This is a genomic window from Wolbachia endosymbiont (group A) of Sicus ferrugineus, assembly GCF_947251515.1.
Classification (GTDB): Bacteria; Pseudomonadota; Alphaproteobacteria; order Rickettsiales; family Anaplasmataceae; genus Wolbachia.
In genome coordinates this window covers 250,461-266,128 of the sequence record NZ_OX366370.1, presented here as the reverse complement: position 1 = coordinate 266,128, position 15,668 = coordinate 250,461, and the positions used below count along the sequence as shown (strand labels likewise).

Genomic DNA, 15,668 nt, shown 5'->3' with positions numbered 1-15,668 from the left:
AAACCGCTTATACCAAAACTTCTTTTTCTTCTTGCAAGTGTTTCTCGGTCTTAGGAGAATCTACCTTAGAACTTATAAGAAAGTTATCACTAATTTTTTGATTACTAAAGAACGTGTGAAATAAGCGTAATACCTCCTCAGGAGAACTTGATTGTACTTGCTCCATCTTCTCAGGAGGAAGAGGAAGAACTGAGCACAGTTGCTCTTTTGCCTTAGGCTCAGAAAGAAGTAAGAGCAGCTCTCTCTGATCAACATAAAGTAAGTGTAGTAACTTCTCGTACCCAGAAGGAAAAGAGCTGGAGTTTAGCTTCCCCTTCATCTTATCAGAAAAAACTTTGTATAGTTCCTCCCTCTGGCTAGGGGTAAGAGATGTTTGCCTCTTTGGTCCACCTGGCACACCTTTATGAGTAGAAGAAGCCGGGTTTTTGAGTAGATTTTGAGCAGAATTTAATAATTCACTAAGCATATTTCCAAGTTTAATACCTATTGACAGGCTCTGCTGAGATGAATCACTAAACTCTTCAGCAAGCGGCAATAACTGTCCCCGCTCAAGCGACCCTAAACCACTATCTGCAGAAATTTTAGAACTACGGTCCCCGGGCATGTTTAGTTCGCCTACGACACCTTGTGACGGAAGTTCTGGAATACTACCATTAATTGTAGAATGTACAGGAGAAGTCACTTTTGAGGGTGGATTACTTTTTGCTTTTCTTTCTGAGACAGATCGTTTAGAAAGAAGTGGTTTTTTACTTACAAAACCCCCAGGAGCACTTACACTTGAAGATATCGAATCACGTTCTTCTTTATTTCGCTTAAAAGACATTTTCCCTAGAGACCCTGATGGAGTGCTACCATCTGAAAACGAATTATTTTTTGACCCTTTCTTTTTCTTAGACAACTTGTTCCTTAGATGCTCTTTAATTAATTGTAACTTTGATGAAGTGTTACTATCTAAAGATAAATTACTTTTTAACTCTTTCTGGCTACTCGGAGATTCACTCTTTTGTAACTTTGCTTCAGAACACTCATCACTACTTTCTCGATCACTTTTATCAGTAACTTGCTGTTTTTCAGGTTCCACACTAAAAATGCTCTCCTTACCTTTAACACTTGGAGAATCTGCAAAAACCCCAAGACTTGAGGACATTGGATCATTTCCTGTCGTAAGAGGAGAAGACACATACCAAGTAGTTCGCACACTTTTATCAGCACCTTTCAGTGATGAACAAGGGTTCTGAGTACAAGTATTAGTCCCTGCTGATCTACTTTCAGCAGCACCTACATGATGGCGCACTTGCCTAAGAAAACACGACTGTGGCTCCTGTATCTCTTCAAAGGATGATCTTGGATCGCTACTTGAAGAATGTGCAACAGAATCCTTAGGTTTCGGAGGTGAATTACTATCATAACCACTGTCTGCTTTCCTTTGGTTGGGCGGTGTTCTTAGTCCACTCTGTCCTGCATGTGTAGGAGAATTGAATGGAGAAGTTACTGTTGAGGAGAATCGACTCGAGCCACGTCTCTTAAAATTTGTAAGATCAACTGCAAATTCAAAACGTCTGTTTATTTGATTATATGCAATTGGAGACTCCATAATTTTAGGAAGTAACTGAGCAATTCCTTTATTAGAGATAGCGTAAACTGGGTTTTCATAACTGGCAACATCTGGTTTTGCAGTCTTGCCTCTGATATCACTCATAATATTTTTATATTTTATATTAATTCTGTACACATCCTTATGCTTTAAAGATTCAAGCTGACCACTATATCTTTTTGTTAAAGGTACAAGGACAAAATCATTACCATTCTCTATTTCCTTTTTATCCGTAAAAATATCATGCTCATAAGCATTAATTGATTTCCCTGTCCATTTAAAAATAAAATCGCCAAGAACATCTTTAAAATTTTCGACTTTAGAATCTTCTGTGCTTGGAGTTCTAAAATCAAGTGCTACTTCTTTTTTAACATATTCTGTTACACTCTTGATTACCTTATTGCTAACGTTTTTGACGCATAACATATCATCTTTATATTCGTAAAAGTCCGAGCTCTTCAGGCCACAGTTTTCTAACCTTGAGTTAAATTCTTTAATATATGCCTGCTTAAAAAATTCAAAAGTCTCTAAATCATATTCCCTCTTAAGGTATTCGTTGCTAAAAGCCATACAGTATAGATAAGGACTACCTATCGCTCCTGTTTGAACAGTTTCTCTTACCCATTCATATGCTTCCTCCTTCGTTATCCCTGATTTTTGTAGACATGCAACCACTTTGGATATCACAGCCCTCTCAAACTCATTAGCAAAATGAACCTTCAAGTTACTAATTACTTCATTATTTGTAGAATCTGCAAGCTTCACTTTCACTGTGCCATTATCTAAATACTTTTTATCAGGGTTAACACCTAGAACAAATGGAAAACAGTTCAAATTATAGAATGCACCTGCTACAGTTCCACTAGGATAGTGCCGCTCTATTATCTCCTTTCCTATTCCTCGCAGATATTCTCCTATATTAGTACTACTAGCAAACAAACCAACAATCTTTTTACCTTCTACAGTAAAATTAGTATTAATCTTATTAGAAAAATAATTATTTAAGTTAAACGCATTAACCAGCTCTTTTGTAGAATTACCCATAACTCCCCGCACTAAAATTGTGATGAAACAACACTACTTGCTTTTGCCTTTATCTTTACTACTACCGGCACCAGTAGCACTACTACTACCCAGTTGTGTGTTGGGCTTACTGCTTTCACGTTCCCGTTCGTAGTTTTTATACTTATCAGGACCAATCCACTCAACATTTTTATCTGAAATCCACTTATTACCACCACCATTATCATTATCATTACTACCATGCATATTAACCTCCAGTAAAAATATTATGTAGCCATTATACTAAAAATAAAATTAAGTGCAAGCACTTTTTTATATTTTTTTTTAAAAAATTTTATTCACTCTTTTTCATAAAATTCAGTTTTCTAGATTCTAGCGTCACGCGCTGGAATGACAAAAAAAGACGCTGAATGATACTCGTGTTTCTTTATGTCATACCAAATACCTATAGGTGTCATCCAAGTAGCTAACACTGGTTCTTCACAATTTCATCAAAAACGCTCCCTCTTAACATAAAACTCTACACTTATCAAACTCAATGCACATCCTGGATTCCAGTTTCAAGTACTGCCCTTTTTTGTCATTTAAGTACTACACTATGGTGCCTTCCCTGCTGACTGACCTTCTACACATTTCTCAACTCTTACATCATTAGTCAATCCTTTTGGTGGTTGAGCATCACTTGCAGAACTAGCACTAGATTTTTCATTACCAGTAGCTCCTGATGGAGCTTGCCAAGTATCAATTGGATAATCGTGTTTAATAGTGGTAGATTCTTCTCTTCGCGCATTCTTGCGAGCAACCTTTTCGGCAAGTTTAGCGTAAGGATCATCTGTTTCTTGCTTACCAGTAGACTTAGATTCTTTCCCATCAAATTTTTGCTCATTAGTAGGCTTGAGTTCCTTTTCATTAAAACCGTTAGTAGTATTGGTAGACGTGGTTCCTCTTCCATTAACACTAGTATTTGGACGCCTTTCTTCGGAACCAATATCCTTTTTTACACCTTTTTTAGTATAAAATTTTATCCCACTCACCACGGGCTTCTTCTCCGCAGGTTTCGGTGGACACAACTTTTCCTTCGGTTCCTCTGGCTTCGCTTTTTTCTCTTCATTCACTTTTTCTGGTTTTTGTGAATTTTCATGATATTTTCTTTCAAGCTCAGCAAAACGCAATAGATGTTTCAAAGGATCTGACACAATTTCAAGTTCCGGTTTGCTCAGAACAACCGGCCTTACAAATCCGGGTGAAACTTCAAACAGGGAAACTGGCACTTTAGGTTTTTCTCTTTCATACACTTTCATTTCTACGTTTTCGCAAACTTCTTTATTTTCTTCCTTTAATGATGTTTTTCCTGCTTTTTTATCTTCTGCTTTAGCTGTTTCTTCTTTAGATGCCTCTACTATAGCTGTTAGTTCGACTCCAAACATCTCTGCAAACATTGTAATAATCCATCCGGTAACGGCCATCTGTAACTTGAGTTTCAGTCCTCTCAGCGCTTCCAATCTTTCTAGTATTGCCATTTCCTCTTCCGGAGATAAACCACCACCGAATAATTTTTCTTCCAATTCTTTTATCTCTTTGTCCAACCTCTGATCGAAACTTAAATCGCGTGCAAAAATCTTCTTGATTAACTCCTTAAGCTTATCATGCAAAAACTTAATTATCGCAGCAATCAGGTTTTTTTCCTTCTTCTCCTTGAGCATTTGGTAGTCTTGCGGACTCACATTTACTTTAAAAAGGTTGAAGAGAGATTCAAAGAAACTCCAGAAATCTTCCAGTGGTTTTTCACAATTGAAGTAGCCCTCGTCACCATCTTCGATATGTAGCTCTGCTTGAGATGATATTTCATCGATACAACTAGAGGCCTGAAGCTCACACTCGGTTCTTCTGAGCAAATCTTGTCCGTCAAGCTCCTCTATTGCTACTTTTAGCTCGTTTAGCTTTTGCTCTGCAGAGAAATCTTGCTCCCTGATTTTTCCTTGGAAGATTGAGCTACCGTTTTTGTTATTATCTGAAAAATTTTCCATTATTTTTGTCACCTCAATAAAATTAGTGTCTTTATTACTACCTGAAAAGCTTTCCACTATTTTTACTCCCTTTATAAAACTTAATAATTTAATTCTACAGTACTAAACATTTAAGAACTATTAATGTAAAGATGTCAATAAAATTATTGATATCTTTACACTATATATATTATATCATACGCCATTTAACCTTTCAATAATATTTTTTATTCTTGCTGCTTTTTCAAGCTCTAGCATGAGCTTTCCTTCTTATTAATGTTCACTTTTGCCTCTGCCACCACTTTTTCTTCTAAAGTATTTGATATAAGTTTTATTATACTCTCTGGCATAACATTGTACAACATATTATAGTGTAATGATATAAAATGACCATCAAAGGAGAGAGCAACAGAGGCAGAGCAATACAAATAGTAAAAACTCTCTAAACCTCGATCCGGAAACTTGAAAATGGAGGAAATGCTTATTTACTAAAGATGCTCCAAAACATCCAAGATCTTAACTCTAGACCAACTCATCCCAAAATAAACTCTTCTCACGGCCATTGGTTTTTAGCACTGGAAATGGTTGAATTGTTTAGATTGTTAATAATATACAATAATAAATTAATATTAATTTATTTAAGAATAACGAAGAAGAATTAAGGCAAATTTATAGAAACAATACAACTTGAGGCCAATATTACCCCTAGCATCGTAAGCCTTAAACATTCTTTTTAATTAATTTTTTATAGCCTTCCTTAACCCTACTCTTTCTTCATTAAAAATCTTACAATTCTGGCTAATATATGCTTTCATAAAAAATGATGCTACTATTAACTTGGTGGAGGTAAGATAGTCGTGGAAGAAAATGAAAAAAAGTTTATAAAATTCAGTTCCAGAAAGTGACCCAGATCATGCTGTAAAGCGCTTTCAGATTAAGGAATGGTATGAGCCATTTGGGGAAAAAGTCTTAATGAGTGCAGATCTTTCTTATGTTGCTGAAAAGCTAAATAATTTCTCAGATGCTAAATATTGGATGCACAGGCAATCTGGTGATTTTATTCTCAATAGAGCCTCTGTTGTAAATGAATTACTTGGCATAAAGAGAACAGACGATGAAGATCTATTAGATGACTACGACAGGTATCAAGTTGTTTGTTGGCTTTGCTCAGAGGAAAGTATACGTAAAAATTTTCCATCTCTAAAGCAATATCAAGGCGATTCAGAGTCAGAAGGGGAGTTTGTTACAGACACACTGAGTAGGTATTCTAGGCTGATGGAGTTCTGGTCACACTATATTCAGATAATGGATAAAAATGGTGACCTTATTTCAAATCCTAATGAGGAAATCCTAAATAACTTCAAAGAATTAATAGCAAAATATAATAAGAACTATCATAAAAACTTAGACTATAACACCCAAGTTGACTTATGGAAATATGGGTTTGAATGTGCAAAAAAAGAAGGGTGTATAGAAGCTCTTGAATTCTTTTTAGGTAAATTAGAAGGGAGAATAACACAAGATGAACGTGATGGAATTTTAATTGACACAGCACTGTATGCTACTTCCTCGGGTAGTTTCAATCTCAGGCATAGCAATGCTAATGTCATAGACTTTTGTCTTGCTAATCTAGGTGCTGATAAGTATAAGATGCTTCTGCAGAAAGATTTTGAGGTTCGTGGCAATTACTCTATATTAGACGAGTTAGAAGGTAGGTATTTGTTCGGGTATGTAAAAGAGTTAATTAGTTGTTTGGAGCCTGAGAATATCTCATTTGAGAAATATTCTATTCACTTGATTTCTGGGATAGGACGTCAAGTATGTGTGGCGCCTGATAAGAAATTAATGCAGGTAAGAGGTGATTTTTTAACGTGTATATGGGATAAAGAAGGTTTTGCAAAACATAGGGAATACTGTCTCAATAAATTAAGTAAAGGTGATCCTGGATTAATTAATATGTTATCAGAACTTTCCAAAGCTGGTGCATTTGAGCCTTTAGAGAAGATATTAGACTCTGCAACTAAAGCAGGGCGTAAGGAGATAGCCGAGTCATTTCGTATGTTACAGGAACCTTGTTGTGCTTTATACATTCAAGGCAGAAAAGATCTGTTGGATAAAGTTCTTGATGATACTAAATATAGTAATAATTTTGTAAGGGCTATAGAGGAAATTCTAAAACAAAATCCTGCTTACAAACAAAAATTGGATTGCGCGTGCAACCTACATAAGGAATTTAGAATAAAAGAATCTATGACAAAAATCTTGGAATTACTATTGGACTACGGGTTAAGTGATATTATAGATAAGAAAATAAATGAGTTCGAGCAAGCTAGTCAGGCTGGTGGCGATGTATCATCATCTTTAAATGATCTGAAGTCTACCGCTTCTATTCAAGCAGACGTATCTAAGTATAGAACACATTAAGGAGTGGTAATATGCCAGATGATAAAAAGGAGTTAATACAGCATCTTTTCGAGGCGAGCACTGCTAATAAAAAATTTCAAGAAAGATTTCAGTCATTCTTGGATCAAATACCAAAACCAAGTGGAGCTTCTGCTGCACCAGAAAAGGAAGGGTTCTTTATAAACTTCTTTCTTGGCATGTTCGCTAGTTTAAAGAGCACAGAACTTGCTGCAAAACTTGAGCTACAAAATTTGCATTTTCGGGAAGTTCAGGTAATTAGAAAAGATTTACATGTTATTGCAGAATTTGGAGAAGATAAGAAAAAACATCTTTTTGTTTTCTCAGAAAGCAAAGGCAAAAAGTCCAGTGCCAATTTGGAGGAAGAAATAAAGAATATAGGCGAGAATATAGGCAAAAATGTAGGAACTAAGGTTCTAATAGGTAGAGAAATACTTGAAGGAGAAGAAAAAAAGAAAAAAGAGGATCAGAGGTGGAAGTTTAAAGTCTTAGTAGAACATACAACAAGTAAGAACCCTGAAGTCAAATATTTTAAAAAAGTAGATTGCAAAGCAGATGAAAATTTAGAAGGCAGTATAGTTAAGTTAGCTACAGGTGACTTTCAAGATAGTATAGATGTTATTGAAAAGATAATTCAAGAAGCTAAAAAACTTTACTCTGACCTCAAAGGAAAAAATCTCGTACAAAATAGTAGCAAAGAAGCAGCACAACATGGCTTTATCAGTGGTATGTTGATAAACTTTCGTTATCGCTACAACTTGGAGTTATACTTAGAGTTATTAACAGGGAGGGGTATAGTGATATTATGTTGCTTGTAAGAGGAAAAGAGCGATCTTGGTCAGCTGTTCCTTTGGTAATGGAATTAAAGGCAGAGGGTAATGTAAATAATGCATTAACAGAAGCAGAAAGTTATGCTAGGGGATTGCGTCGTAATAAGATGCGCTTATTAACAAATGCTGATAAAGCTATTTGTGTAAGTATTAACCTTAATGAGCAGAAAAAATCATATAAAATTTCTGAAGTAGCATCTAAGATAAAAAGAAATGAAGAACCTATTATGCAATCCTTGTTTAATACGGTTTATAGTAATGAAGATACTCAAAATAGAATGGAAAATCTATTAGGCCAAGTATACTACACGTTTCCTTCAGAGCAATATACAAGAGATTACTTAAGTAGGTTCTTACTTGGACAGTTGCCTTTAGTAAAAAAGCCTAAAAAGGCAAAAGATATAAAAGTATGCTTATTTAACCACTCAGAAGCAGATATACAGGACCGTCTTACTACGTACATGATTGTTATTAAGGAACAAATCAATAAAAGCAAGATATTTATTTTTCATGTACAGGAAGCTGGTAGTGAAAAATTTAAGTATAACAAGTATTCATTTACTGAAGAAATATTAAATAAAATTGGCCTCAAACAAGGAGAAATTAGACAAGTCACTCAGGTATATGTAATGGGTTATGGAGAAACCGGACCTAGTCAATCAGCACCTTCACCTGGCACTTTTTATCAAAATAAAAACTTAGTAAAGGTTGAAAATAAAGATTCAAGGGAATACTTTGAAGGAACTTTTTCTTCTCAAGGGAGACAAACAAGATCTATCACATCTAAGAATAAGTTCAAAGGAGAGGTGCAACTAATCAATCCTGCACCTAAATTAATTGATAAATTTAGAGAAGCAATAAATTATCAACAAAAAGGATTAAGGGAAGAAATTAAAGGAAAAGAGAAAGAGTTAGGAAGAAATGACAATAAATTTGAGTTAGGTGCATATAAAAACTTGTTTGATGCAGTTAAAGAGTTAATGTGTGATGAAAATGGGAAACCAAAACAAAGTCTTGTATCAATAATTAGTAGTGAAAACAGGTTTAAAGCTTTTTTAGATGGGCTATTCACTGGATTAAGTGATTTGGATAAAGATAGAGTAATTGCTGTACTTACAGAATTTCAAGTTGGAGAAGGAGGTAGAGTTGATATTATGGTACAAGTTGTAGATAACGAAAATCCTGATGAAAAGAAAAAGATGGAAGAGCTAAAAGAATCTGTATCTGTGGGGTTTGAATTGAAGTACTCTGAAACAACAAAGGAGGTAGCTAGTGAAAAGTTAAAAGAAGCAAATAATCAGATAGAGGGATATGCAAGATCTCAAAATATCAAATCAATAACAGAAGGTGACAAGGTAGCGTTTATTGGAGTTGTTTTCAACAGCAATGCTGATAAAAGAGATAATTTGATACTAGTAAGCGAAAAGTTTATTGTGGCTGGTGTTCCGCACAGCTCGATAGAGATTATGGGTGGTCAATTATCTACATCAGCATCGGAAATAACATTAGGGGTAGCTAAGCTAGGTGTTAATGAGCCAAGTACATCTAGAGAAGTAAGATAATTATCATTAACAATAGTCATAGCTCTTAGAAGAGTTGGTTAAAGGAGCAATTAATTTATAACTGGTAATCTTAATACTGTTTATCCTGCTAGCGCTACTCGATTAAAGAATCAGTTACCAGGAACTACTTGCGGGACAGATGACAAACCTGAATCTTGTTTAAGTGGTGTAACAGTGAATAACCAATTAAAGAGATCACCAGATTTTAAGCTATTTCTTCCTGAAGTTGTTTTATTTCATCCACCGAAAGACCGGCAATCCGAGCGATAACATCTACAGAGACACCGGCCTTGAGTGAATTTTTAGCTGCTGCTATTTTAGCCTATTTTTCGCCTTCTTTTTTTCCCTTTTTCCTGGCCGATTTGGATGGCTTTTTTACCCATGAGCTGTATTGTTGTAACATTGTACAGTGAAATTTTCTGTTATCCAATCTGGTGCTTCTCTACCCTTTTCACGTGAATTCTGGATTAAAGGAGAATAGAAAAGGCAAGAAAACAGGGTAAACTCAGCAGTGATAAAAAAATAGATGAGGTTACCCATGGAAGATATAACAAAACTGTTTTGTTTGGTCGATGATTTTTGCAGAGATATAGAGAAAAATTTTGCAGATAAACTACTGCCAAATGGTAAAAAACCCACAAGAACAACGGAAATTGAGCACTACGAAATCATGACAATAATCCTGCTATATCAACAATCTCCGTGTAAAAATTTCAAAACTTTCTATCTACATTACCTAACGTTGCTCTACAAATCAGAGTTTCCAAAGTTGCCTTCATATACCAGGTTTGTTGCTCTCAAGCCTAGGGTTTTGTGGCATTTAGCAATGTTGTTGCATTGGCTTTGTGGACAGTCAGAAAACACTGGAATTTCATATATAGACACAACTCCCATTGCAGTTTGTCATGGAAAAAGAATATCCAAAAACAAAGTTTTTGCTGGAATTGCAAAATTAAGCAAGAGCACTTACGGCTGGTTTTTTGGTTTCAAATTACATATGCTAATCAATGAAAATGGTGAAATTCATGCACTTACGCTAACAAAAGGCAATGTTAATGATAGGATACCTGTGCCAAATCTGACGGAAAAATTAATCGGCCTTTTGTTTGGTGACAAAGGTTATATTGCAAAAGAGCTTTTTCAGAAGCTGTTTGACCGAGGTTTGAAACTTGTTACCAAGGTGAAAAAAGGTATGAAAAATACATTGATTTCGCTAAATGAGAAGATTTTACTGAGAAAAAGGTCTATCATTGAGACTGTTTTTGGTTACCTAAAAAATAGACTAGAAATTGAACACACTCTCGCCATAGATCCCCTGTTAATTTTTTGGTTCATATCTTTTCTACTCTCATTTCCTATTCCATCAAATCCACAAAGCCTTCTATTTCCTATACTTTCTTCCTTCCTTAATCCAGAATTCGCGTTTAAAGTAAATTTCAGTGGATTTCCAAGTGCATCAACAAGATGCATGTATCTTTGTTGTAAAGCCGCCTTTACTTCGCCCTAAAGCCTCTTGATCCTTGGAGTTTTTTGTATAACCAGCTGAACATTGGTGGGCTCTAACGATCGTACCATCGATTATGACAGCTTCTAAATCTGGCTCTTGTTTAGTGTACTCCAATAAATTCTTCCAAATATCCCTTTCGCACCACCTCTTAAATCGTTTATGTACGCTTCTGTAATGGCCATAGATTTTCGGCAAGATCCTCCACTGGCAACCACTTCGCGCAACATACCACACCGCTTCTATGAATATTCTTAAACGTTTTTCGTCTTTGCTGTGCATTCCTTTTACACTTTTTATGAACTCTGAAATTGTTTCCAATTTCCTTCTTTTATATAATATTCCATTCGGTAATTTCTCCATTCTTATATTCATTTGGTTAAACTACCACTTTTTTCTCCCTCTTTATATTTTTTGTCCACAGAGCCTAGCGATGGTGGCATATTGTCTATGGAGCAACAAAGTAGCGCACGACGAAAATAGGATCTGTGGTCTTGTAGTGATAGTGAGGTTTTATGAACTATATGCGGGAAGGTGCTGGCACATCTCCATTTACTTGCACTTCTTTCGTTTCCTCTACTTTGGTGTTAGGTTCTAATATTTTAGCTGTAGCACAAGATACCGCCCATGCTGCCGCCGCAACTATAACTACTGCTCCTATTATAGGATATAGCCCAAATGCGATTTTTTCTGTTACAAAAAGCGTTGTTGCTACAGCAGTGCCAAATAATATCGTTGAACAGAAGATAACAAAAGCTATTTTATTATTTTGGTCAAGTCGCTTCATCCTCTCTTCAGACCAAAGTGATTCCACATGCCGAATTATATAGTGATTTTTGTCAAAATCGATCGGAATTTTATTATCATTATTATTCGATAAAAGATCTGCTCTTTTTTCTATTAAAGTCTCAATTACCTCTTTACAGCCACGTCGAGCAGCCATATGTAAAGGAGTACATTTATCTTTATCCACTGCATTAACATCTGCTCCTGCTCCTATTAGAGTTTTTACTGTCTCTTGATCTCTACCATAATGCAAAGGAGTTTTTCCTTCTTTATCTTGTGCATTAACATTTGCTCCAGCTCTTATTAGAGCTTCTACTGTCTCTACCCCCTTAGCAAAATGTAAAGGGCTCCTTCCATATTTATCTGTTGCATTAACATCTGCTCCTGCTTCTACTAGAATTTTTACTATCTTTTTACGGGGAAAGTGAGTAGCTATATGCAAGGGAGTGCGTTCATCTTCATCTGCTGAATTAACACTTGCCCCTGCTCCTATTAGAGTTTTTACTGTCTCTTCACAACCATATTGGATAGCCGAATACAAAGGAGTACATTTATCTTTATCTGCTGAATTAACATTTGCCCCTCTTTTTAATAGAACCTTTGCTATTTGTGTGTGTCCATGCTCAGCAGCATAATGCAAAGGAGTTTTTCCTTCTTTATCTTGTGCATTAACACTTGCCCCTGCTCCTATTAGAGTTTTTACTGTCTCTTTACAAACATATTGGATAGCCGAATGCAAAGGAGTACGTTTATCTTCATTTACTGAATTAACATCAATTCCTCCTACCCCCAATAGAGCATTTACCACACCTTTTAGATTATTTTGAACAGCTAAATGCAATAATCCATTTTTTCTTATAAATGAGCAATTTACATTAAAATTAGTTTCACCCCACTTTTTATGCTCATATTTGCTTTCTTCCTCTAACCTCTTCTTTATTTTTTCAATTACATTATCTTTACTTAAATTTGTTTCTTTATCGATTGCACTTAATATTCTTTTCCACTGTTCATATTGCATTGTCATCACTCTACCTATGGCCTTAAATAATATTTATATTATAACATATTACGGCAAAAGTCAACTTCACTTAATTTTTATTAGTCAGCACACTAACTATGAAACAGTCTATATTACCATCAAAGACGGAATTTATATTCCCCACTTCATATCCGGTTCTTATACCAATTCCAGCTATATAAGTAACGAATAGACAATAATGGAAAAAGGCCATGCTAAAGTAAGTAAAATAGCGAGTTTTAGATGGCATTAAGATCAAAATTATTGGATGAAAAAATGAGCAAAAGAGATACTGAAGGAAGTAAGAAATAATGCGTATGTTGCAAAAAAACTAAATGCTGTAATTGCAGCAAAAAAGCACAGTATAACAGCTGTAGCAAAAATATGTTGCATTTCAAGAAAGGCAATTACTACATGGATAAAGCACATAAAATTTGGAAGAGAAGAAAAATTATTTGCTCCACCTCAACGCCGTAGAAAAACTATATTGAACCAAAGTCAACTTGAACAAATTGAGGTGTGGATAGAGGAAAACCCTAATATTACTATTAAAGAAGTGAGAATAAGAATCCAACAAAGATTTGGTTTGAATATCAGCAAGTCCACAATACATCGTAATATGCAAAGAATGAAATTCTCATATATCACACCAAGACCAGTGCATAACGGACAAGATAAAAATAAGCAAGAGGAGTTTAAAAAAAAATCTCAATGAAGTTATTGGCAAGTATCCAGAAAAAGAGCTATTTTTCTTTGATGAATCAAGGTTTGGCACACATTCGAAAGTTGGGCATGGATGGTTTAAAAAAGGCACTAGGACTCGGGTTAAAATAAAATTAGGTAGGCATAATTTTTATCTCTACAGTGCAGTTAATCCTAAAAATGGAGAGAGTTTTAGCTTATTTGCACTAAATGTTAACACTGATTGCATGAATGTATTTCTTGAGCAAATGTCGCAATATCTAGGGACAAGAGAAGCTGTTCTTGTTATGGACTGTGCTAGTTGGCATAAGTCAAAAAATTTAAAGGTAGCTAAAAATATTGAGATTATATACCTACCTCCATATTCACCTGAACTCAATCCTGTTGAGAGGCTTTGGTTATACATAAAACAGAACATTTTGCGCAATAAAATATACGATACAATTGCTCTGCTTTAGGGTGCTTTGTGCAAATTTATTACTTCTCTTGCCAGCTCCACAATTAAACAACTCTGCAATTTCTCCTATTTGACTGACCAACAATGAGAATTGGTATTAGAGATACCGCGAATGAATCGCGGTATGACGTAGGGGTTGCCAAGAACTTGTCATTCCAGTGCTTGACACTGGAATAGGTGTGTGTATTTGTGAAAAAAAATCTCCATGAAATTTGTGAAGCAATGTGGTGGGACTAGTGCGATTCGAACGCACGACCTTCGGATTAGGAGTCCAACGCTCTATCCTGCTGAGCTATAGTCCCGTGTTTCCTACCATTTATGTAAAGTTATAGCAAAAAATCCTTCTCTTTTCTAGATTTCTTGCGTAACCAATTTATGACGACAAGAAACATTTCTGTACTTCTTGAGTATAATGCTATTATATTTAATAACATAGTTTAAGTAAGATTAATGCTAGTTAACAACATTGGTTATTTCTATAACAATCAAGACGACTTTGCTTTAAGCAATATAAACATTAAAGTAAAAAAAGGAAGTGTTGCATGTTTATTGGGGCATTCTGGCTGTGGCAAGTCAACAATTTTGAAATTAATTGCAGGGATAGAAAACCCAAAATCTGGAACTATTTTTATAAATGATAGGTTAGTTGCAAGCAATAAGGCATCAGTCGCTATAGAGCATAGAAATATCGGATTGATTTTTCAGCATTCTGCATTATTTCCTCACAAAACAGTAGTAGAAAATATAACCTTTGCTATCCGCAGCTCTTCCAAGAGAGAAAAGCACCTAATTGCATTGGAAATCTTGAAGTTACTCAATATAGAAAAATATGAAAATATGTACCCTAACGCCTTATCTGGAGGACAGCAACAATTAGTTGCAATAGCAAGAGTGATGGCACAAAACCCTGATGTTGTGTTGTTAGATGAACCATTTTCTAATTTGGATATACTGCTCAAGTGCCGAATAAGACAACATATATTGTCCCTTTTTAGAAGTAAAAATATCCCTGTGCTAATGGTAACTCATGACCCGCAAGAAGCATTGAAAGTTGCAGATTTTATCTACGTAATGAAAAATGGTAAAATTATTCAATCAGGAGTTTCTAGCGATATATACCATAGGCCTAAAGATGATACGCTAGCAAAGTTTTTTTAGTGAGCTCTCCTCTACTCTATAGTTAAGCGAAAAGTTTCCACCTATTCGCTGCAAGAAAACAATCTAATTTGGAATTGTTATAAAATAATTAAAAAACCTTGATTTATAATTAAATAAAGGTGATATAATCTATGTGTTACTTGACTTCAGTCAAGTTTTAATATTTAAAGGTCAATATTTTAAATGGAGGTGAAAATGAGTTTAGGACCATGGCAATTGTTTCTAGTCTTAATAATAATTTTAGTTCTGTTTGGTGCAGGCAGATTACCGCAAGTTATGGGTGATTTAGGAAAAGGCATCAAAAACCTTAAACAGGAGCTTAAGGACTCAGAAAAATTATCGTCTAATGAACCAGATCGTTAGCGTCCTCATACTTCGTGACACGCACTAAGGTGCGTGTTACTCACTTAAAGCATCAATTATTTTTCAATCTTTCCGCTTAAGCTGTTGAGTCTGCTTCACCTTCCTCTGAATTCATAATTTTTCTAATATTGTTAAAATGCTTTATAGAAATTTTCGCGGTCACTTTATATAGCATACAAACAAGTCTTGTAGTGAAAATTTAAAAATACAATCATTATTATTAATAAATTTTTATACATAC

10 protein-coding genes, 1 tRNA gene and 3 pseudogenes are annotated in these 15,668 nt (G+C 35.1%); 7 read left to right on the top strand and 7 right to left on the bottom strand.

From position 1 onward, the window contains the following. Positions 1–7 precede the first annotated feature (7 nt). The 3 genes from OPR24_RS01370 to OPR24_RS01360 form a co-directional block, all read right to left on the bottom strand. Positions 8–2,638, bottom strand: coding sequence for a hypothetical protein (locus tag OPR24_RS01370; RefSeq protein ID WP_265033546.1), 2,631 nt, complete (start codon positions 2,636–2,638; stop codon positions 8–10). A gap of 33 nt (positions 2,639–2,671) precedes the next feature. Next, positions 2,672–2,863: a hypothetical protein gene (locus OPR24_RS01365; RefSeq protein WP_265033545.1), complete on the bottom strand. Its 192-nt coding sequence runs from the start codon at positions 2,861–2,863 to the stop codon at positions 2,672–2,674. Positions 2,864–3,213: 350 nt separating this feature from the next. Continuing rightward, positions 3,214–4,701 carry a hypothetical protein gene (locus tag OPR24_RS01360; protein WP_265033544.1) on the bottom strand — a complete coding sequence of 496 codons (1,488 nt, stop codon included), beginning with the start codon at positions 4,699–4,701 and terminating at the stop codon, positions 3,214–3,216. A gap of 894 nt (positions 4,702–5,595) precedes the next feature. Here OPR24_RS01360 and OPR24_RS01355 point away from each other — a divergent pair. From OPR24_RS01355 to OPR24_RS01345, 3 genes are read left to right on the top strand one after another with little or no spacing between them, the layout of a single operon-like run. After that, entirely contained in the window at positions 5,596–7,047 is a 1,452-nt protein-coding gene (locus OPR24_RS01355; protein WP_265032681.1) for a hypothetical protein, read from the top strand. 11 nt (positions 7,048–7,058) lie between these two features. Further along, on the top strand, positions 7,059–7,862 hold the full coding sequence (locus tag OPR24_RS01350; protein WP_265032679.1) for a hypothetical protein: 804 nt from the start codon (positions 7,059–7,061) through the stop codon (positions 7,860–7,862). Further along, positions 7,850–9,436, top strand: a complete 1,587-nt coding sequence (locus OPR24_RS01345; protein WP_265032677.1) for a PD-(D/E)XK nuclease domain-containing protein — start codon at positions 7,850–7,852, stop codon at positions 9,434–9,436. Before OPR24_RS01350 ends, OPR24_RS01345 begins: the two co-directional genes overlap by 13 nt. Positions 9,437–9,641: 205 nt before the next feature. Here OPR24_RS01345 and OPR24_RS06580 read toward each other — a convergent pair. Beyond that, a pseudogene (locus OPR24_RS06580) lies at positions 9,642–9,813 on the bottom strand (pyrimidine dimer DNA glycosylase/endonuclease V); the annotation flags it as partial. Positions 9,814–9,974: 161 nt separating this feature from the next. On the opposite strand from OPR24_RS06580, the pseudogene OPR24_RS01340 reads away from it, so the two are divergent. Then, positions 9,975–10,846 (top strand): annotated as a pseudogene (locus OPR24_RS01340) (IS982 family transposase). Between the two features lie 46 nt (positions 10,847–10,892). Here the strand turns inward: OPR24_RS01340 and OPR24_RS01335 are convergent. Together OPR24_RS01335 and OPR24_RS01330 are read right to left on the bottom strand one after the other, a co-directional pair. After that, positions 10,893–11,315, bottom strand: a complete 423-nt coding sequence (locus OPR24_RS01335; RefSeq protein ID WP_265032675.1) for an IS5 family transposase — start codon at positions 11,313–11,315, stop codon at positions 10,893–10,895. A gap of 145 nt (positions 11,316–11,460) precedes the next feature. Continuing rightward, a complete protein-coding gene (locus OPR24_RS01330) occupies positions 11,461–12,747 on the bottom strand; it encodes an ankyrin repeat domain-containing protein (protein WP_265032673.1) in 1,287 nt (428 codons plus the stop codon). A 243-nt stretch (positions 12,748–12,990) separates the two neighbouring features. On the opposite strand from OPR24_RS01330, the pseudogene OPR24_RS01325 reads away from it, so the two are divergent. Further along, a pseudogene (locus OPR24_RS01325) lies at positions 12,991–13,994 on the top strand (IS630 family transposase). A 137-nt stretch (positions 13,995–14,131) separates the two neighbouring features. On the opposite strand, the gene OPR24_RS01320 reads toward OPR24_RS01325, so the two are convergent. After that, a tRNA-Arg gene (locus OPR24_RS01320) sits at positions 14,132–14,208 on the bottom strand. A 148-nt stretch (positions 14,209–14,356) separates the two neighbouring features. Here OPR24_RS01320 and OPR24_RS01315 point away from each other — a divergent pair. Together OPR24_RS01315 and tatA are read left to right on the top strand one after the other, a co-directional pair. Beyond that, on the top strand, positions 14,357–15,064 hold the full coding sequence (locus tag OPR24_RS01315) for an ABC transporter ATP-binding protein (RefSeq protein ID WP_265033543.1): 708 nt from the start codon (positions 14,357–14,359) through the stop codon (positions 15,062–15,064). A gap of 195 nt (positions 15,065–15,259) precedes the next feature. After that, entirely contained in the window at positions 15,260–15,427 is a 168-nt protein-coding gene (gene tatA / locus OPR24_RS01310; protein ID WP_006013840.1) for a twin-arginine translocase TatA, read from the top strand. Positions 15,428–15,668 lie beyond the last annotated feature (241 nt).

Bases quoted from the DNA above. Each gene is read 5' to 3' on its own strand.
- OPR24_RS01370 (WP_265033546.1), bottom strand. From the start codon at position 2,638: ATGGGTAATTCTACAAAAGAGCTGGTTAATGCGTTTAACTTAAATAAT.
- OPR24_RS01365 (WP_265033545.1), bottom strand. From the start codon at position 2,863: ATGCATGGTAGTAATGATAATGATAATGGTGGTGGTAATAAGTGGATT.
- OPR24_RS01355 (WP_265032681.1), top strand. From the start codon at position 5,596: ATGAGTGCAGATCTTTCTTATGTTGCTGAAAAGCTAAATAATTTCTCA.
- OPR24_RS01350 (WP_265032679.1), top strand. From the start codon at position 7,059: ATGCCAGATGATAAAAAGGAGTTAATACAGCATCTTTTCGAGGCGAGC.
- OPR24_RS01345 (WP_265032677.1), top strand. From the start codon at position 7,850: ATGTTGCTTGTAAGAGGAAAAGAGCGATCTTGGTCAGCTGTTCCTTTG.
- OPR24_RS01335 (WP_265032675.1), bottom strand. From the start codon at position 11,315: ATGAATATAAGAATGGAGAAATTACCGAATGGAATATTATATAAAAGA.
- OPR24_RS01330 (WP_265032673.1), bottom strand. From the start codon at position 12,747: ATGCAATATGAACAGTGGAAAAGAATATTAAGTGCAATCGATAAAGAA.
- OPR24_RS01315 (WP_265033543.1), top strand. From the start codon at position 14,357: ATGCTAGTTAACAACATTGGTTATTTCTATAACAATCAAGACGACTTT.
- tatA (WP_006013840.1), top strand. From the start codon at position 15,260: ATGAGTTTAGGACCATGGCAATTGTTTCTAGTCTTAATAATAATTTTA.